This window comes from Kocuria arenosa (assembly GCF_042879215.1).
GTDB classification, from domain to species: domain Bacteria; phylum Actinomycetota; class Actinomycetes; order Actinomycetales; family Micrococcaceae; genus Kocuria; species Kocuria arenosa.
In genome coordinates, this window is the sequence record NZ_JBHZTA010000006.1 from 152,301 (window position 1) to 174,050 (window position 21,750).

Annotated in this window: 16 protein-coding genes; 14 read left to right on the forward strand and 2 right to left on the reverse strand. The window is 72.9% G+C overall.

Annotated features, from left to right (window positions below):
- The first annotated feature begins 108 nt into the window (after positions 1-108).
- The 3 genes from ACFYE3_RS11955 to ACFYE3_RS11965 all read left to right on the forward strand — a co-directional run bounded on the left by ACFYE3_RS11955 (position 109) and on the right by ACFYE3_RS11965 (position 2,382).
- Positions 109-411 carry a YciI family protein gene (locus tag ACFYE3_RS11955; protein WP_387609355.1) on the forward strand — a complete coding sequence of 101 codons (303 nt, stop codon included), beginning with the start codon at positions 109-111 and terminating at the stop codon, positions 409-411.
- A gap of 160 nt (positions 412-571) precedes the next feature.
- Complete coding sequence (locus tag ACFYE3_RS11960) at positions 572-2,155, forward strand: acyl-CoA carboxylase subunit beta (RefSeq protein ID WP_387609358.1); 1,584 nt, start codon at positions 572-574, stop codon at positions 2,153-2,155.
- Positions 2,152-2,382: an acyl-CoA carboxylase subunit epsilon gene (locus tag ACFYE3_RS11965; RefSeq protein ID WP_387609361.1), complete on the forward strand. Its 231-nt coding sequence runs from the start codon at positions 2,152-2,154 to the stop codon at positions 2,380-2,382. Before ACFYE3_RS11960 ends, ACFYE3_RS11965 begins: the two co-directional genes overlap by 4 nt.
- Positions 2,383-2,501: 119 nt before the next feature.
- On the opposite strand, the gene ACFYE3_RS11970 is transcribed toward ACFYE3_RS11965, so the two are convergent.
- The gene (locus ACFYE3_RS11970; protein WP_387609364.1) at positions 2,502-3,470 is read right to left on the reverse strand and encodes an MFS transporter; all 969 of its coding nucleotides are present in this window, start codon (positions 3,468-3,470) and stop codon (positions 2,502-2,504) included.
- Positions 3,434-3,754, reverse strand: a complete 321-nt coding sequence (locus ACFYE3_RS11975) for a hypothetical protein (protein ID WP_387609367.1) — start codon at positions 3,752-3,754, stop codon at positions 3,434-3,436. Before ACFYE3_RS11975 ends, ACFYE3_RS11970 begins: the two co-directional genes overlap by 37 nt.
- 41 nt (positions 3,755-3,795) lie before the next feature.
- On the opposite strand from ACFYE3_RS11975, the gene ACFYE3_RS11980 reads away from it, so the two are divergent.
- From ACFYE3_RS11980 to ACFYE3_RS12030, 11 genes are all read left to right on the forward strand, one after another.
- The gene (locus tag ACFYE3_RS11980) at positions 3,796-5,538 is read left to right on the forward strand and encodes a DUF885 domain-containing protein (protein WP_387609370.1); all 1,743 of its coding nucleotides are present in this window, start codon (positions 3,796-3,798) and stop codon (positions 5,536-5,538) included.
- Between the two features lie 73 nt (positions 5,539-5,611).
- A complete protein-coding gene (locus ACFYE3_RS11985) occupies positions 5,612-7,036 on the forward strand; it encodes a dicarboxylate/amino acid:cation symporter (RefSeq protein ID WP_387609372.1) in 1,425 nt (474 codons plus the stop codon).
- 157 nt (positions 7,037-7,193) lie between these two features.
- Positions 7,194-8,405 carry a transcriptional regulator gene (locus tag ACFYE3_RS11990; RefSeq protein WP_387609375.1) on the forward strand — a complete coding sequence of 404 codons (1,212 nt, stop codon included), beginning with the start codon at positions 7,194-7,196 and terminating at the stop codon, positions 8,403-8,405.
- 132 nt (positions 8,406-8,537) lie between these two features.
- Positions 8,538-10,085: an acetaldehyde dehydrogenase ExaC gene (exaC, locus tag ACFYE3_RS11995; protein ID WP_387609378.1), complete on the forward strand. Its 1,548-nt coding sequence runs from the start codon at positions 8,538-8,540 to the stop codon at positions 10,083-10,085.
- Positions 10,086-10,234: 149 nt separating this feature from the next.
- Positions 10,235-10,870 carry a Maf family protein gene (locus ACFYE3_RS12000; RefSeq protein ID WP_387609380.1) on the forward strand — a complete coding sequence of 212 codons (636 nt, stop codon included), beginning with the start codon at positions 10,235-10,237 and terminating at the stop codon, positions 10,868-10,870.
- A gap of 141 nt (positions 10,871-11,011) precedes the next feature.
- Positions 11,012-12,805, forward strand: coding sequence for an acetyl/propionyl/methylcrotonyl-CoA carboxylase subunit alpha (locus ACFYE3_RS12005; RefSeq protein WP_387609383.1), 1,794 nt, complete (start codon positions 11,012-11,014; stop codon positions 12,803-12,805).
- Between the two features lie 19 nt (positions 12,806-12,824).
- On the forward strand, positions 12,825-13,727 hold the full coding sequence (locus ACFYE3_RS12010; RefSeq protein WP_387609385.1) for a thioesterase II family protein: 903 nt from the start codon (positions 12,825-12,827) through the stop codon (positions 13,725-13,727).
- Positions 13,728-13,737: 10 nt separating this feature from the next.
- Positions 13,738-14,457, forward strand: a complete 720-nt coding sequence (locus tag ACFYE3_RS12015) for a 4'-phosphopantetheinyl transferase family protein (RefSeq protein ID WP_387609387.1) — start codon at positions 13,738-13,740, stop codon at positions 14,455-14,457.
- Between the two features lie 837 nt (positions 14,458-15,294).
- Positions 15,295-16,368: a 2,3-diaminopropionate biosynthesis protein SbnA gene (sbnA, locus tag ACFYE3_RS12020; RefSeq protein WP_387609390.1), complete on the forward strand. Its 1,074-nt coding sequence runs from the start codon at positions 15,295-15,297 to the stop codon at positions 16,366-16,368.
- Positions 16,365-19,223 (forward strand): Pls/PosA family non-ribosomal peptide synthetase, encoded by a 2,859-nt coding sequence (locus ACFYE3_RS12025; RefSeq protein WP_387609392.1) that lies wholly within the window; start codon positions 16,365-16,367, stop codon positions 19,221-19,223. The genes sbnA and ACFYE3_RS12025 overlap by 4 nt, the downstream gene beginning before the upstream one ends.
- Positions 19,220-21,736: a non-ribosomal peptide synthetase gene (locus ACFYE3_RS12030; RefSeq protein WP_387609393.1), complete on the forward strand. Its 2,517-nt coding sequence runs from the start codon at positions 19,220-19,222 to the stop codon at positions 21,734-21,736. The genes ACFYE3_RS12025 and ACFYE3_RS12030 overlap by 4 nt, the downstream gene beginning before the upstream one ends.
- The last annotated feature ends 14 nt before the right edge of the window (positions 21,737-21,750 follow it).

The following is a 21,750-nucleotide window of genomic DNA, read 5'->3' on the forward strand; positions in this document are numbered from 1 at the left end:
CCGCGTAGTGTTCGGACCACATCCACAGTAGTAGCCCGCTTCCCCGGGAACCGGCTGGACGGTCCCGTCCGGCCGGGCGGGGCCGCGGCACGACCCTCAGGAGCCATCGTGAGCGCAGCCGAGAACCGCACGACGTTCGCCGTCACCTACGTCTACGGAGGTCCCGCCGATGTCCTGGCCGCGCGCCGGCCGGAGCACCGGGCGTACCTCGGCGGCCTCGTGGAGCAGGGGCACCTGCTCGCGTCGGGTCCGTTCGACGACGACGGCACGCCCGGTGCGCTGCTGGTGTTCGCCGCCGAGGACACCGGGGCGGTCGAGCGGCTCACCGACGAGGACCCGCTCGTGCGCCACGGGGTGGTCACCGAGCGGACCGTCCGCCCCTGGAAGGTGGTCCTCGGCCGCGTCGGCTGAGCACCGTGCCCGGTACCCCCCGGCACCGGGCACGGAATTTGTAGGAGTTCTACAACAGAGGCCCCCGCGGCCGCGGACTAGAGTGAGCAGGTCCCCTGACCACCCCGGACCGGACCGATCGGCCCGCCGGGCCGGCCGCGTACCAGACCACGAGGTGCCTGTGACCCACGACCTGACGACCACCGCCGGCAAGATCGCCGACTTCCACGACCGGAAGGCCCGCTCCGAGGCCCCCGCGGGCCAGGCGGCGATCGAGAAGCAGCACGCCCGCGGGAAGAACACCGCCCGCGAGCGCGTGGAGATGCTCCTGGACGAGGACTCGTTCGTGGAGTTCGACGCCCTCGCGACCCACCGCTCGACCGCCTTCGGGATGGCGTCGAAGAAGCTGCCCGGCGACGGCGTGGTCAGCGGCTACGGCACGGTGGACGGGCGCCTCGTGGCCGTCTACTCCCAGGACTTCGCGGTGTTCGGCGGGTCGCTGTCCCAGGTCAACGGGGAGAAGATCGTCAAGGTGCAGAAGTTCGCCCTGCGCAACGGCTGCCCGGTCATCGGGATCAACGACGGCGGCGGGGCGCGGATCCAGGAGGGCGTGGCCTCCCTGGCCATGTTCGCGGACATCTTCAACATGAACGTCCGCTCCTCCGGGGTGGTCCCGCAGATCTCCCTGATCATGGGCCCGTGCGCGGGCGGGGCCGCCTACTCCCCGGCCCTGACCGACTACATCGTGATGGTCGACAAGACCTCGCACATGTTCATCACCGGCCCGGACGTCATCAAGACGGTCACGGGCGAGACGGTGGACATGGAGACCCTCGGCGGGGCGCGCCAGCACAACACGACCACGGGCACGGCCACGTACCTCGCCGAGGACGAGCAGGACGCGCTGGACTTCGTGCACGAGCTGCTCGAGTTCCTCCCGGCGAACAACCTGCAGGAGGCGCCCCTGGTGGACCACGACCAGGAGGACGAGGTCACGGACGCCGACCTCGCCCTGGACACACTGGTCCCGGACTCCGCCAACCAGCCGTACGACATGCGCGCGGTGGTCGAGGCGGTCGTCGACGACGGGCACTTCCTGGAGATGCAGGCCCTCTACGCCCCCAACGTGATGATCGGCTACGCGCGGGTCGAGGGGCACACCGTGGGCGTCGTGGCGAACCAGCCCCTGCAGTTCGCCGGCACGCTGGACATCGCGGCGTCCGAGAAGGCGGCCCGGTTCGTGCGCCACTGCGACGCGTTCAACGTCCCGATCCTCACGCTCGTGGACGTGCCGGGGTTCCTGCCCGGCACCGACCAGGAGTTCAACGGCATCATCCGGCGCGGCGCCAAGCTGCTCTACGCCTACGCCGAGGCGACCGTGCCGCTGGTCACCCTGATCACGCGCAAGGCCTACGGCGGGGCCTACATCGTGATGGGCTCCAAGAAGCTCGGCGCGGACATCAACCTCGCCTGGCCCACGGCGCAGATCGGCGTGATGGGCGCCCAGGGCGCCGTGGAGATCCTCTACCGCCGGGACCTCAAGGCCGCGGCGGACAACGACGAGGACGTCGAGGCGCTGCGCGCCGACCTGGTGCGCAAGTACGAGGAGAGCCTGCTCAACCCGTACCAGGCCGCGGAGCTGGGCTACGTGGACGCGGTGATCTCCCCGTCCGAGACCCGGGTGCAGGTGCTCAAGGCCCTGCGGGCCCTGCGCGACAAGCGCGCGACGATGCCCACCAAGAAGCACGGGAACATCCCGCTGTGACCCCCCGCGAGCCCGTCGAGGGCACCCCGTCCCTGTGCTTCACGACCGGCAGTCCCACGCCGGAGGAGATCGCCGCCGTCACGGCCGTCCTGCTCGCGCGGCAGGACGCGGGCGAGGCCGACGCCAAGGGCTCCCCGGGGCGCCGGGACCAGTTCCGCCGGATGCGGCTGGGCCTTCGGCTGCGCCCGGGCCGCGGCGCGTGGCGGCGGACCCGGCCGGAGGAGTGACCCGGCAGGGGCAACCCGGTGGAGGCGGTCCCCGTGGATCGGGCGCGGCGGGACGGTGACTCCGGGCGAGCGACGTGCGGTGCGGGGCCGCGCCCGGGTGCTGACCGGGTGGTGGCCGCTCACGGCTCCCGGGGGATCCGCCGCGAGACGACGAGCGCCACCGCGATGCCCGCGAGGGCGAGCACGGCCGTCACCGCCCACGTCAGGTCCCAGCTGCCCGTCGCCTGCGCGACCGACGCGACCGCGGGCGGGCCGGTGAACTGGCCCAGGGCGTTGAACTGCTGGCCCAGTCCCAGCGTGGTGGCCACCGTGGTGGGCGTGGGCGCGACCCGCATGAGGCTCGCGATCGCCGTCGTCGGCACCACTCCCCCCGCGGCGGAGAAGACGAGGACCGCGCCGTACCGGGCGCCGAAGCGCACCTCCTCGTCCAGCAGCGGGGCGAGCCCGAACGCCACCACGGCGGCCAGTCCCAGCACGGCGAATCCCGTGCACCACAGCACCACGGGGCGCACCCCGCGCTGCAGGGCCCGGCCCGCGCCGAGGTTGCCCACCACGTTGACCCCCGCGGCGAGCGCGCTGAGCCCCGCCGCGGCGCCCGCGGCGATCCCGGCCTCGGCGTACATGGAGGGCAGGAACTGCACCACCCCGTTCCACTGGGCGGTGTAGAGCCCGAAGACCAGGGCCACGAGCCACGGGCCGGGCGCGCGGAAGGTCAGCCCGAGGCGCTGCCGCACCCCGTGCACCGCCACGTGGGCCGGGTCCGGCGGGAGCACGGCGAGCACCAGCAGACCCACGAGCGCGGAGCCGGCGGCGGCGGCCGCCCACCAGGTGCGCCAGCCGAGGGCCTCGCTGAGCAGGCCCCCGAGCAGCAGGGAGAGGGCCGCGGCAACCGGGATGTGGCAGCCCCACAGCCCGACCAGCAGGGACACCCGGGCCGGGGCCACGGTGCGCCGGATCAGTGCGGGGGCGCAGATCGACACGAGCATGAACCCCACGCCCTCCAGCACCCGGGAGCCCAGCAGCGGGCCGTACCCCGTGGAGAGCAGGCCCGTCACGGAGCCCGCGGTGAGCAGGCCCAGCCCCAGCACCAGCCCCGGCGCAGGCCGATGCGGTCCCCGAACAGGCCCACCACCACGCCCAGCAGCATGCCGGCCACCTGCACGGTGGAGAGCAGGAACCCGCCCTGCACCAAGCTCAGCCCGAGCTCGGCGGAGAGCACGGGCAGCGCCGGGGAGAGCTTCCACACGTGCAGGGCGCCCACCACCCCCGCGACCACCACGAGCAGGGCGGGCCCGGTCCCGGCGGCGCCCGAGGGCCCGGCCGGGACGGTGGCGGCAGGCACGGAGCCGGCAGGCGGCACAGGGGCTGACATGCTCCGCAGTCTAGGGAGCACCCGGCGCTACTGTGACGTGCATGACCGATGAACGGCCCGACCCCCCGTCCACCAGCGGCCCCGGGCCCTCCCCCCTCGGCACCGCGCGTCGCGAGCCCACGGCCGTCGACGCCGTGGCCGAGCGCTGGTTCGCCCGTGCCATGGAGCTGGACCCCGCCCAGGCCACCGTGCACGGCTTCCCCGGGTACGAGACCGAGTACCGCGACTTCGGGCCCGAGGGCCTGGAGGCCCGGTCGGACGCCACCCGCCGGGCGCTGGCCGAGCTCGAGCGCGCCGCCCCGGCCGACGACGTCGACCGGATCACCGGCCACGCCCTGCGGGAGCGCCTCGGCCTGGACCTCCTCCTGCACGAGGAGGGTCTGCGGGGCTGGGAGGTCAACAACATCTCCTCACCGGTCCAGGAGATCCGGGAGGTCTTCGACGACCTGCCCCGGGGCACCGCCGAGGACTGGGCGCACCTCGCCGGCCGGCTGCGCGCCGTGCCCGCCGCCGTGGACTCCTACGTCCTGGGCCTGCGGCACGCCCGCTCCCTCGGCCGCTCGGCCTCCGCGGCGCAGCTGCGCAACGCGGCCCGGCAGTGCACCGGCTACGCGGCGCGCCGCGGCTTCTTCGACGGCCTGGCACGCGACCCCCGCGTCCCGGAGGCGCTGCGCCAGGAGGTCGCGGAGGCGGCCGGGACGGCGCGGCACGCCTACCAGGGCCTCGCCGCCGTGCTGGGCGAGGAGCTCGCCGCGGACGCGCCCCGCACCGACGCGGTGGGTCCCGACGTGTACACCCTGCGCCTGCAGGAGTTCCTGGGCGCCGTCCTGGACCCGGCCACGGTCTACGCGTGGGGCGTGGAGCAGCTGCGCACGATCGTGGCGGAGCAGGAGCAGCTCGCCCACCGCATCGCCCCCGGCGCCACGGTCGCCGAGGCCATGGCGGCCCTGGACGCGGACCCGGCGCGGCAGCTGCACGGCACCGACGCGCTGCAGGCCTGGATGCAGGACCTCTCCGACGCCGCCGTGGAGGCCCTCGCGGACACGCACTTCGAGCTGACCGGTCCCATGCGCCGGCTCGAGTGCCGCATCGCCCCGACCCACGACGGCGGGATCTGGTACTCGATGCCCAGCGCCGACTTCTCCCGCCCCGGGCGCATGTGGTGGTCCGTGCCGGAGGGCACCGCGACCTTCACCACGTGGCAGGAGACCACGACCGTCTACCACGAGGGCGTCCCCGGCCACCACCTGCAGTTCTCCACCGCGCTCGCCAACTCGGGGGAGCTCAACCGGTGGCGGCGGATGGGCGTGTGGGTCTCGGGGCACGGGGAGGGCTGGGCGCTGTACGCCGAGCGGCTCATGGAGGAGCTGGGCCACCTGCAGGACCCCGGGGACCGGATGGGGATGCTGGACGCCCAGCGGCTGCGGGCGGCGCGGGTGGTCTTCGACGTCGGCTTCCACTGCGGCTACCGCGTACCCCCGGAGCTCGGGGACGCCCTCGGCGGGGCCCGCCCCGGCGAGGTCTGGACGCCCGAGGACGGCTGGCGGTTCCTGCGCTCGAACATCGTGATGGCGGACCCGATGCTGCGCTTCGAGTGGATGCGGTACATGGGCTGGCCAGGGCAGGCGCCGTCCTACAAGGTGGGCCGGCAGCTGTGGGAGCAGGCGCGGGAGGCGGCCCGCGCGGCGGCGGGCCCGGAGTTCCGGCTCACGGACTTCCACACGCGCGCCCTGCGGGTCGGCTCGGTGGGGCTGGACACCCTGCGGTACGCGCTCGACCTGTGAACTCCGTCATACTGGCGTCACATTTCGTCATCGTCATTGGGTGTTGTATATTCCTGCGCCCTATCGTGGGCACATGATTTCCGCAGAAAGCACTCGCCGGCTGCCCCGATGGACGACCTCCTTCGGCCCGCAGATCGTGCTCGCCCTCCTCCTGGGCGTGGTCCTGGGCACCGTCGCCGACACCCTCGGCGGCGACCCCGACACGGACCCCAACTGGTTGATGACCGCGCTGGACACCATCGGCACCAGCTACGTCAGCCTGCTCAAGGCCGCCGTGGTCCCGCTCATCGTGACCGCGGTGATCTCCTCGATCGCCAATCTGCGGGAGGTCTCCAACGCCGCCCGGCTCGCGTGGAAGACGCTGCTGTGGTTCGGGATCACGGCACTGATCGCCGTGACGGTCGGCCTGGTCCTCGGGCTGGTCGTCCAGCCCGGGGCGGGCAGCGGCGCCGCGGCGCCCGCCGAGGCGTACACCGGGACGCAGGGCTCGTGGCTGGGCTTCCTCACCGGCCTCGTCCCCGCGAACTTCCTGGGGCTGCAGGTCTCCTCCACCGTCGTCGACGCGGAGACCGTGACGACGGCGGTGAACTTCAACGTGCTGCAGGTGCTCGTCGTCTCGGCGGCCGTCGGCATCGCCGCGCTCAAGGTGGGCGCCCCCGCCGAGCCCTTCCTCGCGGTCGTGCGCTCCGCCCTGGCGATCGTGCAGAAGGTCGTCTGGTGGATCATCCGCCTCGCCCCGCTGGGCACGCTCGGGCTGATCGGGCGGGCCGTGTTCGAGTACGGCTGGACCTCGATGGGCGGGCTCCTGGCCTTCGTCGCCACCGTCTACGCCGGCCTGCTGTTCGTGGCCCTCGTGGTCTACCCGGCGCTGGTCAAGGCGCACGGGCTCTCCGTCAGGCAGTACTTCTCCGGCGTGTGGCCGGCCGTGCAGCTGGGCTTCGTCTCCCGCTCCTCGGTGGGCACCATGCCGCTGACGCAGCGCGTCACCGAGCGCAGCCTGGGCGTGCCCCGCGCCTACGCGTCCTTCGCCGTGCCGCTGGGCGCCACCACGAAGATGGACGGCTGCGCCGCGGTCTACCCCGCGATCGCCGCCCTGTTCGTCGCCCAGTTCTACGGGATCGACCTGGACGTCACCCACTACGTGCTCATCGCGCTCGTGTCCGTGCTGGGCTCCGCGGCGACCGCCGGCACCACGGGCGCCACCGTGATGCTCACCCTGACGCTGTCCACGCTGGGCCTGCCGCTCGACGGCGTGGGGCTCCTGCTGGCCGTGGACCCGATCATCGACATGGGCCGCACCGCGCTCAACGTGGCGGGCCAGGCCCTGGTGCCCACGATCGTCGCCCACCGCGAAGGCCTGCTGGACCGCGAGCTCTACGACGCCCCGCGCTCCGGCGACCCGTTCGTGCCCGAGGACGCGGTCCCCGAGGCCACGGGCTCGGCCGGGTCCGGCACGGAGCCGCACCCGGAGGACGCCCCGGCGGCCGCCGCCCGCTGAGCCCCGGCGCCACCGTCCTCACCTCGAGGGGCGGGGAACTGCGGGAATGCTCGACGCATTCCGGCAGTTCCCCGCCCCTCGCTGTTGCCGGACGCGTCACGGGCTACCCTGGGACGGGCATGAGAGCTGGATCACAGCACGGGACAGGAGGCGGCGCGTGGGCGCACCGGCGGACGGACCGACGACGACGACGGATCCGCTGCTGCGCCTGTCCTGGGCCCGGTCCCTGGACCACCTCTCGGCGCCGGAGCGCTGCGCCCCCCGGGTCGTGCTGGACGGCTCCGACGTGCGGGAGGCCCGCTCCCCGCTGCGGCTGCTGATGCCCGTGCTCGACGAGCTGCTCACCCCGCTGGCCGAGGACACCGGGCTCGTCGTGGCCGTCACGGATCCGTGCGGCGTGATCCTGCGGGTCCGGGGCAGTGCCGCGACGCGGCGGCGCGCCGGGGCCATGGGCTTCGTCGAGGGCGCCGACTGGTCCGAGCCGGCCGTGGGCACCAACGCCCCCGGCACGGCCCTGGTCCTGCGCCGGCCGGTGACCGTGCACCGCGAGCAGCACTTCTACCCCGAGGCCCGGCCCTGGTCCTGCACGGCCGCCCCGCTGCTGCACCCCGTCACGGGGGCGCTGCTCGGGGCGGTGGACCTGACGGGCGGGGACGCCGCCGCCACCGCCACCACCCGGGCGCTGGTCGGCGCGGCGGTGCGCGCCGCCCGGGCCGAGCTCGCCCTCGCCCTGCGCTCGGCCCCCCAGCCCCGAGGGACGACGCCGGCGCCGGCCACCGCCCCCGCCCACGGCGCGTTCCTGCGCGTGCTCGGCGACGCCCCTCCGGCGCTGGTGCTCGACGGGCGGACCCTGGAGCTCACCGAGCGCCACGCCGAGATCCTTCTGGCCCTGTCCCGCGCCGGCTCCGGGCTGTGCACCGCGGAGCTGTCGGAGCAGCTGTGGGCCGGCCGGGCGCAGGAGACCACGGTGCGCGCCGAGGTCCTGCGGCTGCGCCGGCTGCTCGAGTCCCGGGGCGGCCCGGTGATCGCCTCGCGCCCCTACCGGCTCGAGACCCCCCTGCCCTCGGACGCGGGCCGGGTGCTCGAGCTGCTCGCCCGGGGCTCGCACCGCCGGGCGCTGCGCGAGTACACGGGGGCGCTGCTGCCGCACTCCGAGGCGCCGTCCCTCGTGGCGCTGCGCCACCGCCTCACCGGGCTCCTGCGCGAAGCCGTCCTGACCGACGGCTCGGCCGAGGCCGTGCGCGAGTACCTCACCCTCCCGGAGGCCGCCGACGACGCCGAGGCGTGGGCGCTGCTGCTGCGCCTCCTGCCGCCCCGCTCTCCCGCCCGGGCGGCGGCCGTGCTCGAGCTGGAGCGGCTGCGCCGCTGACCGGGCCCGGCGCCTGGTGCAACGTGCGTGCAACGGGGCCCGGGCTAGCGTGACGTGCATCACCTCACGGCGCGGCCGGGGCCGGCCCGCGCTCGTGACACCCGCACCGTCACGCACCAGGAGCACGTCACCATGAGCGTTGAAACCCAGCCCCTGACCACCGTCTACGCGCAGCCGGGCACCGAGGGCTCGAAGGTCTCCTTCAAGCCCCGCTACGAGCACTGGATCGGCGGGCAGTGGGTGCCGCCCGTGCAGGGCCGGTACTTCGAGAACATCTCCCCGGTCAACGGCAAGCCCTTCACCGAGGTGGCCCGCGGCACCGCCGAGGACATCGACGCCGCGCTCGACGCCGCGTGGGCCGCCGCCCCGGCCTGGGGCAGGACCCCGGTCGCCGAGCGGGCACTGGTGCTCCACCGGGTCGCCGACCGGATGGAGCAGAACCTCGAGATGCTCGCCGTGGCCGAGACCTGGGACAACGGCAAGCCCGTGCGCGAGACCATCAACGCGGACATCGCCCTGGCCATCGACCACTTCCGCTACTTCGCCGGGGCCATCCGCGCCCAGGAGGGCACTCTCTCCCAGCTCGACGACAACACCACGTCCTACCACTTCCACGAGCCCCTCGGCGTGGTCGGCCAGATCATCCCCTGGAACTTCCCGATCCTCATGGGCGTGTGGAAGCTCGCCCCGGCCCTGGCCGCGGGCAACGCCGTGGTGCTCAAGCCGGCCGAGCAGACCCCGGCCTCGATCATGGTGCTCATGGAGCTGCTCGCGGACATCCTGCCCCCGGGCGTGGTCAACGTGGTCAACGGCTTCGGCGTGGAGGCCGGCAAGCCGCTGGCCTCGAGCCCGCGGATCCGCAAGATCGCCTTCACCGGCGAGACCACCACCGGCCGGCTCATCATGCAGTACGCGTCCCAGAACATCATCCCGGTGACCCTCGAGCTGGGCGGGAAGTCCCCGAACATCTTCTTCGAGGACGTCGCCGCGGCCCAGGACTCCTTCTACGACAAGGCCCTGGAGGGCTTCGCGTTCTTCGCCCTCAACCAGGGCGAGGTCTGCACCTGCCCCTCGCGGGCCCTGATCCAGGGCTCGATCTACGACCGGCTGCTCGCGGACGGCGTCGAGCGGGTCAAGGGCATGGTCCAGGGCAACCCGCTGGACCTCGACACCCAGGTCGGGGCGCAGGCCTCCAACGACCAGCTACAGAAGATCCTCTCCTACATCGACATCGGCAGGCAGGAGGGCGCGAAGGTGCTCGTGGGCGGGGAGCGCAACGTCCTGGACGGGGACCTCGCCGAGGGCTTCTACGTCTCCCCCACGGTGTTCGAGGGCGAGAACTCGATGCGCATCTTCCAGGAGGAGATCTTCGGGCCCGTCCTGTCGGTGACCCGCTTCACCGACTACGCCGACGCCATGGCCACCGCCAACGACACCCTCTACGGCCTCGGCGCCGGGGTGTGGGCCCGCAACGGCAACCTCGCCTACCGCGCCGGCCGCGACATCCAGGCCGGGCGCGTGTGGGTGAACCAGTACCACAACTACCCCGCCCACTCGGCGTTCGGCGGCTACAAGTCCTCCGGCATCGGCCGCGAGAACCACCTCATGATGCTGGACCACTACCAGCAGACCAAGAACCTGCTGGTCTCCTACTCCGAGGACGCCCAGGGCTTCTTCTAGGCCGCAGCGGCCCGCCCCGGGGAACCGGGTGACCGCGAGGGGTCTCGTCCTGCTGGTGGGGGAACGTCCCACCAGCAGGACGCGGGCCCTCGCGCGGGGGCGGGACGGAGCGCGACCCCCCGCGCCTGCGGCCTGAGTATCCTGGGACGGTGACTCCCCGCCTCGTCCTCGCCTCCCGCTCCCCCGCCCGCACCAAGCTGCTGGCCGACGCCGGGATCGGCCACGACCGGCTCGTCTCCGACGTGGACGAGGACGCCGTGGTCCGGGAGCTCGGGGTGACCGGCGCCGAGGAGACCGCGATGGTGCTGGCCCGGGCCAAGGCGGAGGCCGTGGCGGCGCTGCCCGAGGCCGCCGGCGCCCTGGTGGTGGGCTGCGACTCGGTCTTCGAGCTCGACGGCGAGGTGCACGGCAAGCCCCTGGACCCCGCGACGGCGACCGCCCGGATCCGGGCCATGCGCGGGCGCTCGGGGGTGCTCCACACGGGCCACTGGCTCGTGGACACCCGGAGCCCGGCGGACGGCGGGACCGGCTGGAGCGGCGGCGCGGCCGCCCGCGCCGAGGTGTTCTTCGCGCAGATGTCCGACGACGAGGTCGCGGCCTACGTGGCCACCGGCGAGCCCCTGGAGGTGGCCGGGTCCTTCACCATCGACTCCCTCGGCGCGGCGTTCGTGGAGCGGGTGGAGGGTGACGTGCACGCCGTCGTCGGTCTGAGCCTCAGCACCCTGCGCACGCTGCTCGGCCGGGTGGGCGTGGGCGTGCCCCAGCTGTGGACGGTCGGCCGCTGAGGACCCCCACCCCGGGAACGGCCGGCGCTTTGTAGGACTCCTACAGAAACGGCGACGCATTTCGGGTCCACCGCCGGGTGGTTGGGCGATTGCTCGCGGCGGGGAATACAGTGCATCGGAGGATTCGACAAGGAGTGAGACGTGACCGGTAAGAACCCCGCGGACGGCGCCATCCGCCCCATCACCAAGGTGCTCGTCGCCAACCGCGGCGAGATCGCGGTGCGCGTGATCCGCGCCGCCCGCGACGAGGGCATCGCCTCCGTGGCCGTGTACGCCGACCCGGACCGGGACGCCCTGCACGCGCGCACGGCGGACGAGGCGTACGGGCTCGGCGGGTCCACCGCCGCGGACTCGTACCTGGTGATCGACAAGATCCTCGACGTCGCCGCCCGCTCGGGCGCCGACGCCGTGCACCCCGGCTACGGCTTCCTGTCCGAGAACGCCGACTTCGCGCGGGCCGTGCTCGAGGCCGGGCTGACCTGGATCGGGCCCCCGCCCGCGGCCATCGCCAAGCTCGGCGACAAGGTGGCCGCCCGGCACATCGCGGAGAAGGTCGGCGCCCCGCAGGTCCCCGGCACCACCGACCCCGTCACCTCCGCCGAGGAGGTCCTCGCGTTCGCCGACGAGCACGGGCTGCCGCTGGCCATCAAGGCCGCCTTCGGCGGTGGTGGCCGCGGCATCAAGGTGGTCCGCGACCGCGACGACATCGCGGAGTTCTACGAGTCCGCCGTGCGCGAGGCCACCGCGGCGTTCGGCCGCGGCGACTGCTTCGTGGAGCGTTTCCTCGACGCCCCGCGGCACGTCGAGACCCAGTGCCTGGCAGACGCCTACGGCAACGTCGTCGTCGTCTCCACCCGCGACTGCTCCCTGCAGCGGCGCAACCAGAAGCTCGTGGAGGAGGCGCCGGCGCCGTTCCTGTCCGAGGAGCAGAACCGCCTGCTCTACGCGTCCTCGAAGGCGATCCTGCGGGAGGCCGGCTACCAGGGCGCGGGCACCTGCGAGTTCCTGGTGGGCCGCGACGGCACGATCACGTTCCTGGAGGTCAACACCCGCCTGCAGGTCGAGCACCCCGTGTCCGAGGAGGTCACGGGCATCGACCTGGTGCGCGAGCAGTTCCGGCTGGCCCGCGGCGAGGCCCTCGGCTACGACGACCCGGAGGTCCGCGGCCACTCGATCGAGTTCCGCATCAACGGCGAGGACCCCGGACGGCACTTCATGCCCTCCCCCGGCACCATCGCCGCCCTCGATCTGCCCGGCGGTCCCGGCGTGCGCGTGGACTCCGGCGTGCAGGCCGGCGAGACCGTGGGCGGGAACTTCGACTCCATGCTCGCCAAGCTCATCGTCACCGGGGCCACCCGGCAGCAGGCGCTCGAGCGCTCCCGCCGGGCGCTGGCGGAGCTGCGGATCGAGGGCATGCCCACCGTGGTCCCCTTCCACCGCGCGGTGGTCGCCGATCCTGCGTTCGCCCCCGCGGACGGCACCGCGTTCTCCGTGCACACGCGGTGGATCGAGACCGAGTTCGACAACACCATCCCGCCGTTCGAGGGCGTCCCGCAGGCCGGGCCCGAGGCGGAGGAGCGCCAGGCGATCGTCGTCGAGGTCTCCGGCAAACGCCTCGAGGTCGTCCTTCCCGCCCTGTCCGGCACGGCCAAGCCCAACGGGACCGCGGCGAAGCCCCGCAAGTCCCGCTCGGCGCGCGGCGGCGGCACCCCGGCGGCGAGCGGCGACAGCCTGAGCTCCCCGATGCAGGGGACCATCGTGAAGATCGCGGTGGACAACGGGGACGAGGTGGCCGAGGGCGATCTCGTGCTCGTGCTCGAGGCCATGAAGATGGAGCAGCCGCTGACCGCCCACAAGTCGGGCACGGTCTCGGGGCTCTCGGTGAGCCCCGGCGACACCGTCTCCGCCGGCGCCGTCCTGGCGACCATCTCCTGACGCGGGCGGCCCGGCCCCGATGAGCACCCGACCGACCGGCGCCCCCGGGCGCTGCCTCGTGGACCTCTCCGCGCAGGACCGGCTGCGCACCGGCGCCCCCGCCCGGGCGCCGCGGCTGCGGGTGCTCTGCTGCCCGCCCTCGGGCGCGGCCGCCGGCTACTGGCGGTTCCTGGTCCGCGAGGACGTGCACGTGCTCGGCGTCCAGTACCCCGGACGGGAGAACCGCTTCCGGGAGCCGGCGGCCCCCTCGATCGCCGCCCTCGCCGCGGAGGCGGCCGAGGCCGTCGCCGCAGCCCCGTGGGCGTCGGCGGAGACATCGGCGGTCACGTCCTCGGGGGCGACCGTGGAGTCGTCCACCGCATCGTCCCCAGGGGTGTCCTCGGACGTCCCGCTCGTCGTGCTGGGCCACAGCATGGGCGCGTCCGTCGCGGCCGAGCTCGCCTCGCTCCTCGAGCACCGGGAGGGGATCCGGGTCTCGCTGCTCGCGTTGTCCGCGAAGTCCGCGCCGGGCGCCGTGGGCGTGGCGGACGACGGGGACGAGGACCTGCGGGCCGGGCTCGACCCGCAGCACCCGGGCGCGGACGAGGCGCTCGCCCGGTGGCTGCGGCAGCTCGGCGGCACCCCCGAGGCGGTGCTCGCGAACCCCGAGCTGCTGGCCCTGCAGCTGCCGGCCCTGCGCGCGGACCTGCGGGTCTCGATGGCCCACGACCGGCTGCCCGACCCCGTCGCGGCGCCCCTCCTGCTGCTGCGCGGCACGGAGGACCACACCGTGGACGACGCCGGCATGGACGCCTGGCGCCCGGTCAGCACCGGACCCGTGCAGCGGCGGGAGTACCCGGGCGGCCACCACCCGCTCGCCGGGAACCGGCACCGCCTGCTCGAGGACCTCGAGGCGTGCGCCGCTCCCGGCCGGTCCCGGTGAGCCCGTCATTGTGACGAAGGTCCCGCCGGGCGTGCCCGGCGCGGTCGAGCTGCCGGTGGCGGGCGCCCCCGCGGACGTGCGGGTGGTGCTCGCCCGCGTGGCCCCGCTGGCCGGCTGGGCGGAGTCGGTCCGGGACTGCCTGGACGACGAGGAGCGGGCCCGGGCCGCGGCGTTCCGCCGCGAGACCGACCGGCGGCGGTTCGTGGTCGCCCACTGCGTGCTGCGCCACGTGCTCGCCGCCCGCACCGGCGCGGCCCCGGCCTCGCTGCGCCTGGGACCGCCCGTCCCCGCCCGGGGGCCCCGGCCCAAGCCGCGGCTCGAGGACCACGCCCTGCGCTTCTCCCTCTCGCACAGCGGCGACCTGGTGCTCGTGGCCACCGCCGAGCGCGAGGTGGGGGTGGACGTCGAGCACCTCCAGGACCCGGTCGACGCCGAGCAGGTGATCCCCCTGCTCCACCCCGCCGAGATCGCCGCCGTGCAGGTCCTGCCCGCCGCGGACCGGCCGACCGCCGTGACCACGGTGTGGGCGCGCAAGGAGTCACTGCTCAAGGCCATGGGCTCGGGACTGTTCCGCGACCCCTCCGTCGACGAGGTCGGGGCGGGTCCCGTCCCGGGGCGGCCCGTGGCCGGGTGGCGGATCCTGGACCTGGCTCTTCCCCCGGACCTCGGTCCGGACCGTGCGGAGTCGCGGGCGGCGCTGACCGTCCGCGTCCCGTCGGACCTGATCTGATCCGGGCCGATCCGGTCTGATCCGATCCGAGCACATCGGCACGACGACGCCGGCGCCGCGCCCCCACGGTCCTCACCGCGTACAACCACCGGTGGACAGGATTTCTCCATCCGGAGGCGGACTACAACGTCTGATCCGTCGGTCACCCTTGAAGCATGTCGGGCCCCCTTCAGAGAACAGGGTCCGGCGAGAGCGGGGAACACCTCACTCGCCCTGTGCCGTGCTTCGACCAGATCTCGGATCGAAGCACCTTCCGGACCCAGCACTCCATCACGTCAGGATCGTCCGTCACGTGCAGTTGTCAGCACCCGGATTCCGGCGCTGACAAGGAGAGCCGGTTCCGCGATCATCCGGGCCTCCACCGGGGCCGTGTCCGAATCGTGTCCGTCATCTTTGCAAATGTTGGTAGAGGCCCCCTGACCTGGGATTACTTTGGTGACGTCGAACCATACACAGAGCCCAACGGGCGTTCGGGGGAACGCGCCAGGAGCCAGCACCAGTCGCAAAGCGGATCTCGCTTCTCCACCGGATGGGACAGACCCATGAGAAGAACCACCTGAGCAGTCACGACCGCCGCCTTCGCGGCTGGCACCACTGTCCCGCGGCTCCTGCCGCGAGTGGGGGACTCACAGCCGTCGATCGCTCCGGGCTCACAGCGCAGCGTTGCACCGATCCGTCGAGGCGGCGCCCCGCAGGACGGAGCCCTCGTCGATCGGCATGCCGAGAAGAGGGTCCTTGCGGTGCCCGTCACTCGAGCGACGAGCCGACCCGTATGTGAACCGCCGTCCCCGCGCCGTCCTCACGGACCGAGCGCAGGGCGAGAGAACGAGGAAGACCATGACCATCATCAAGGCTCCGCACCTGTTCAACGAGCAGAGTCTGTTCATCGACCTGGAGGGCGTGCTGAGCCGCCGCCTCTACCTGAAGATCGAGGGGTTCAACTTCGCCGGCTCGATCAAGCTCAAGCCCGCCAGGGAGATGGTCGAGCGGGCCGAGCGGGAAGGGAGGGTCGGTCCCGGCTCCGTGCTCGTGGAGTCCTCCTCCGGGAACCTCGGCGTCGCGCTCAGCATGATCGCCGCCAGCAAGGGGTACAGCTTCGTGTGCGTGATCGACCCGCGCTGCAACCCCGCGACCCGGCAGCTCATGGAGTCGCTCGGGGCGCATGTTGACCTGGTCACCGAGCCGGATCCCGTCGACGGTTTCCTCGGCGCCCGGCTCAACCACGTCCGGGAGCTGTGCAAGTCCGACGAGCGGTACGTCTGGCTCAACCAGTACACGAGCCCCGGCAACTGGGGAGCGCACTACCGCTGGACCGCCCCCGAGATCGACGCCCAGTTCCCCGAGCTCGAGGTGCTGTTCGTGGGGGCCGGGACCACGGGCACGCTGATGGGCTGCGCGCGGTACTTCCGGGAGCACCGGCCCGACGTCCGGATCGTCGCGGTCGACGCCGCCGGTTCGGTCTCGTTCGGCGGCCGGCCGGCCACCCGTCTGATCCCCGGGCTCGGGATGAGCGTGCGGCCGCCCCAGCTCGACGAGTCCTTGATCGACGACGTGGTGATGGTCGAGGAGCTGGACACGGTGCGCACCTGCCACCGCCTGGCCGGGCGCGGGTTCCTGCTCGGCGGCTCCACCGGGACCGTGGTCCACGGCGCCATGACGTGGCTCGCGGACCACCACGCCGAGGACGTCACCGCGGTGGCCATCTCTCCCGACCTGGGCCGCCCGTACCTGGACACCATCTACCAGCCGGACTGGGTCCTCGACCACTTCGGGGCCGAGGCGCTCGCCGGCTCCGACTCGACGGCCGCTCCGGGCCGACCGCCTCACCTAGTGTCATGGCGTCGGCAGGCGGCAACCACACCGGTGACCGATTCCGCGGCCACCTCCTCGCCGAGGAGTCTCTCGCAGTGAAGAAGCTCGCCGACGCCCCCCCGGCGTCTCCCCTCCCTCCGATCTCGGTCCCCACGAGGCGCGATCTCCCGTCCGCACCGGCCGACGAGGGGACCGGCGCGGACCTGCCGCTCGAGCGTCGGTTGGCCGATCTCCTCGCCTCGGTGGTGCAGAAGGACGAGGTCGCCGTGGACGCCGACTTCTTCGCCGACCTGGGCGCGGACTCATTGGTGATGGCGCGGTTCTGCGCCCGGGTCCGCAAGCAGCCGGACCTGCCGGCGGTGTCCATGAAGGACGTCTACCAGCACCCGACGATCACGGGGTTGGCCGGGGCCCTGGCGCCGCCGGAGCCGGTGCCGGCGGCGGTGCGGGACCGGCTGGCCGAGGTGCTGACCGGGGTGCTGGGCGTGGAGCAGGTGCCGGTGGACGCCGACTTCTTCGACGACCTGGGCGCGGACTCACTGGTGATGGCGCGGTTCTGCGCCCGGGTCCGCAAGCAGCCGGACCTGCCGGCGGTGTCCATGAAGGACGTCTACAGCAATCCGAGTGTCTCCGCCCTCGCTGCTGCGCTGCACGGCGCCTCGCAGCAGGACCGACCGCAGGAGCCCGATCCGGTCGTGGCCTCGGTGCCGGGGACGCCGCCACCCATGGACGCACGGACGTGGGAGTACGTCACCTGTGGCGTCCTGCAGGTGCTCGTCTACCTCGGCTACTGCCTCCTCGCCGGTGCGGTCGCGGTCGTGGGATACCTGTGGGTGTTTCCGTCCGCGGGGCCGGGCAACCACCACTGGGTGGGCCACGGGATGGGCTTCGGGGAGCTCTACCTGCGGTCGGTCGCCCTCGGCGCGGCGACCTTCCTGCTGCTGTGCATCCTGCCGGTGGCGGGAAAGTGGATCCTCATCGGGCGCTTCCGGCCCCGGGAGATCCGGATCTGGAGCCTGGCCTACTTCCGGTTCTGGCTCGTCAAGACCCTGATGCGCACCTCGCCCCTCGCGCTCATGACCGGTTCCCCCCTGACGACCTTCTACCTCCGGGCCATGGGCGCCAGGGTGGGCCGCAACGTGACGATCCTGACCACTCACCTGCCGGTCTGCACCGACATGCTCACGATCGGGGAGGGGACGGTGATCCGCAAGGACGTCTACGCCAACGGCTACCGGGCCCACGGCGGCGTCATCCAGATCGGTGCGGTGACGCTGGGCCGGGACGTGATCGTCGGCGAGGGCAGCGTCCTCGACGTCGACACGGCCATGGAAGACGGTTCCCAGCTGGGCCACCGTTCCACGCTGTACACCGGCCAGGTCGTGCCCGGGGGCGAGCACTGGCACGGTTCGCCGGGCAGGCGCACGGAGACGGACTTCGGCACGGTCGCCGCCGCGCCCTACCGCCCGGGGCGGCGCGCCGTGTATGCCGCGGCACAGCTCCTGGCCACGCTCGCGCTGGGCCGCGTCATGCTGGGACTGACGATGATCCTGGCCGTTCTGGCGTTTCCGCGCGTGGCCGCGCTCCTGGAATCGCATCCTGACGCGTTCACCAACTGGGTCTTCTACGCCGACGCCGTCGCCTTCGCCGGCGTCGGCGTCCTCGGCGGAACGATCGTGACTCTGCTCGTCACGACGACTGTGCCGCGGGTGCTCCAGCTCGCGCTGAAGCCCGACACGGTGTATCCGCTGTTCGGACTGCGGCACGCGGCAGAGCGAGCGGTGGAGAGACTGACCAACAGGCCCATGCTCGGGACACTGTTCGGCGACAGCTCGTACGTCGTGAACTACGTGCGGGCCCTCGGGTACGACCAGCCGCACGTCCAGCAGACCGGCTCGAACCTGGGCACGCTGTTCAAGCACGACAATCCGTACCTGTCGACGATCGGCACCGGCACGATGATCGCCGACGGGGTGTCGTTCATGAACACCGACTACTCGGCGACGTCGTTCACGGTCAGTCCGGTGGCGATCGGCGCGCACAGCTTCCTCGGCAACTTCGTGCTCTACCCGGCCGGGGCCAGGACCGGGGACAACTGTCTGCTCGCGACGAAGGTGATGGTCCCCGTCGACGGACCGGTGCGTCATGACGTGGGTCTGCTCGGATCACCGGCGTTCGAGATCCCCCGCTCGGTCCTGCGGGACGCCCCTCTCGAGGAGCATGCGGACCCAGCCCTCCTCCACCGGGCCCTCTCGGCCAAGAACAAGCACAACCTGCGCACGATGGCCCTCTTCCTGCTGGTGCGGTGGCTCAACGCCTCTCTGGCCATGGTGGTCGCGTTCGCCGCCCTCGAGGTGTCCGATCGGTTCGGTTTCCTCGCCTTCTCCGCGTCGTTCGTCGTGATGCTCCTGCTCGGTGTGCTGGTCCCCGTCGGCATCGAGCAGATCGTGACGCGGTCCCGGGCGCTCCGACCCCAGCTCTGCTCGATCTACAACCCCTACTTCTGGTGGCACGAGCGGTACTGGAAGCTGCAGATCGTGGCCTGGCGCATGACCATGCTCAACGGGACGCCGTTCAAGCCGCTGGTCTGGCGCCTGCTGGGCGTGCGGATCGGGAGCCGGGTCTTCGACGACGGCTGCTCCATCCCCGAGCGGAGCCTGGTGACCATCGGCTCCCGCTGCACGCTGAACATCGGCACCAACATCCAGTGCCATTCCCAGGAGGACGGAATGTTCAAGTCCGACCAGGACGTCATCGGTGACGACGTCACGCTCGGCGTCGCCGCACTCGTCCACTACGGTGCGACCGTCGAGGACGGCGTCGTCGTCGCCACGGACTCCTTCGTGATGAAGGGGACGACCCTCACCCGGGGCTCCCTGTGGGGCGGCAACCCGGCCGTCGAGGCCCGTGCCGTCACCACGTCCCCCGTCGCCCCGGAAAGGCCCATGTCATGACCACCACCCGTGCGCTCACCTGCCGGGCCGTCGCCGACCACTCGACGGATCCGGCCCGCGACCGTCCCGCCCGCCCGGGTACCGCACCGACGCAGATCCCCCGGTGGACGCAGGACCGCCGGCCGGGTCAGGCACAGGTCGAGGTGGAGGTGCCCGAGGACCTGCGCACCGCCGTGCGGTCCCTGGCCCAGGAATTGGAGGTGGCCCCGGGCTCGATCTGGCTGGCGGCCCACGCGAGGGTGCTCCAGGCCCTGTCGGGCGAACCGGAGATCACCACCGGCTGCACGGACACGACGGGCACCTGGCCGTGCCACCTCGCCCTGGGCCACCGGTCCTGGCGAGCCCTGGTCCGCGACGCGCACGCCCGGCAGGTCCAGGCCCGCGCCGAGCAGTCCGAGCGGGGGCAGGCTCCGCACCAGGAGGCTTCTGCGGGGTACGAGGTGGTCCTCGACACCCGCCACCACGCCGATTCCGAGCTGCCGGAGGGCGTCGTGCTCGGCGTCTCCCTCCAGCAGGTGACCGGGGGCGAGGTGCTCCGCCTGCGGTACCGACGGGACGTCCTCGACGCCGGTGCCGCCCTCAGGATCGCCGGATACCACCTGACCGCGCTCCGCCACCTGGTGACCGGCCCCGAGGCGGAGCCCGTGGACGCCGACCTGGTCGCTCCGGACGAGCGGCGCCTCCAGCTCGAGCAGCTGGCCGGGCCCGTGCGGCCCCGGCCCCGGAGACGCTTCCACGAGCTCTTCGAGGAGCGCGTCCGGCAGCATCCCGAGCGCCTCGCGGCCGTCCAGGACACGCGACAGTGGACGTACGCGGAGCTCAACGCCCGCGCCAACCAGCTCGCCCGAGCCCTGCTCGCGCGCGGACTGGAGGCGGAGGACGTCGTGGCGGTCGTCGCCGAGCGGGACCTGGAGTGGATGGCCGCCGTCATCGGCATCCTCAAGGCCGGAGGCGCCTACCTGCCGCTCGAACCGCACTTCCCCTCCGACCGGATCGCCAGGACGCTCACCCGAGCCGGGTGCCGGACCGTGCTGACCGAGGAGGGCAGTACCACCTCGCTGGACGGAGCGCTCGCCGGGATGCCGGCCGTGACGAAGCTCCTCGTCGAGGACGTCGAGGCCGAAGGACACGCCGCCCACGATATCGGCCTGGAGGTGCGTCCGGACCAGCTCGCCTACGTCTACTTCACCTCGGGCTCCACGGGTGAACCGAAGGGCGCGATGTGCGAGCACGACGGGATGCTGAACCACCTGTACGCCAAGATCGAGGACCTGGGGATCGGCCCCGGCGACGTCGTGGCCCAGAGCGCCCCCCAGTGCTTCGACATCTCCCTGTGGCAGCTGGTCTCGGCCCTGCTCGTCGGCGGCCGCACCCTCATCGTCGGCCAGGACCGGATCCTCGACGTCGAACGGTTCGTCGACACGGTGGAACAGGGCCAGGTCGCCGTCTTCCAGGTCGTCCCCTCGTACCTGGACGCGGTGGTGGCCTACCTGGAGAGCAGACCCCGCGCCCTGCCCCGTCTTCGCAGCGTCTCGGCGACCGGGGAGGCCCTGAAGCAGGAGCTGGTCCGCCGCTGGTTCGACGTGCTGCCCGACGTCACGCTCGTCAACGCCTACGGGCTGACGGAGACCTCGGACGACACGAACCACGAGGTGATGAGCGCGGCGCCGGCGGGCGATCACGTGCCACTGGGCCGGCCGGTCCCGAACGTCCGGATCCACATCCTCGACGAGCGGCAGCGGCTCGTGCCGCTCGGAGCACCCGGCGAGATCGCCTTCTCCGGAGTGTGCGTGGGCCGTGGGTACGTCAACGACCCGGAGCGGACGGCACAGGCGTACTCCACCGATCCCTACGTGGACGGCGCACGGCTCTACCGGGCGGGTGACTACGGTCGCTGGTCTCCGGACGGCAGACTGGAGTACCTGGGCCGGCGGGACAACCAGGTCAAGATCTCCGGGTTCCGCATCGAGATCGGCGACATCGAGAACGCCCTCCTGCGGGTTCCCGGAGTCCGCGACGGGGCGGTCGTCGTGGCGGAGCGACCGGACCGGGGCAAGCACCTGGTCGCCTTCTACCACGCGCCCGAGCCGCTGGACTCCGGCACGCTGCGCGAGCGCCTGGCGCGGTCGCTGCCCGGATACATGGTCCCGCAGGTGTTCCAGTGGCAGCCGGCCCTCCCGCTGACGGCCAACGGCAAGATCGACCGCAAGCGCCTCACCGCACTGGCTGCGGACGTCGAGCCCGAGGGCCGCTCGCTCGAGCCTCCGCGCACCCCCACCGAGCAGTGGCTGGCGGCGGCGTGGTCGCGCGTGCTCGCCGTGCCGGAGGACGGGATCGACCGTCGTGACCACTTCTTCGAGCGCGGCGGCACGTCGCTGACCGCTGTCAGGCTGGCCATCGCCCTGGATCGGAAGGTCTCGCTCAAGGACCTCCTCAGCCACCCGGTCCTCACCGACCTCGCCACGGAGCTGGACTCCAGGTCCGCCGCGGCCGGCTCACCCACCGCACCGTGATCCCACCGGAAGGA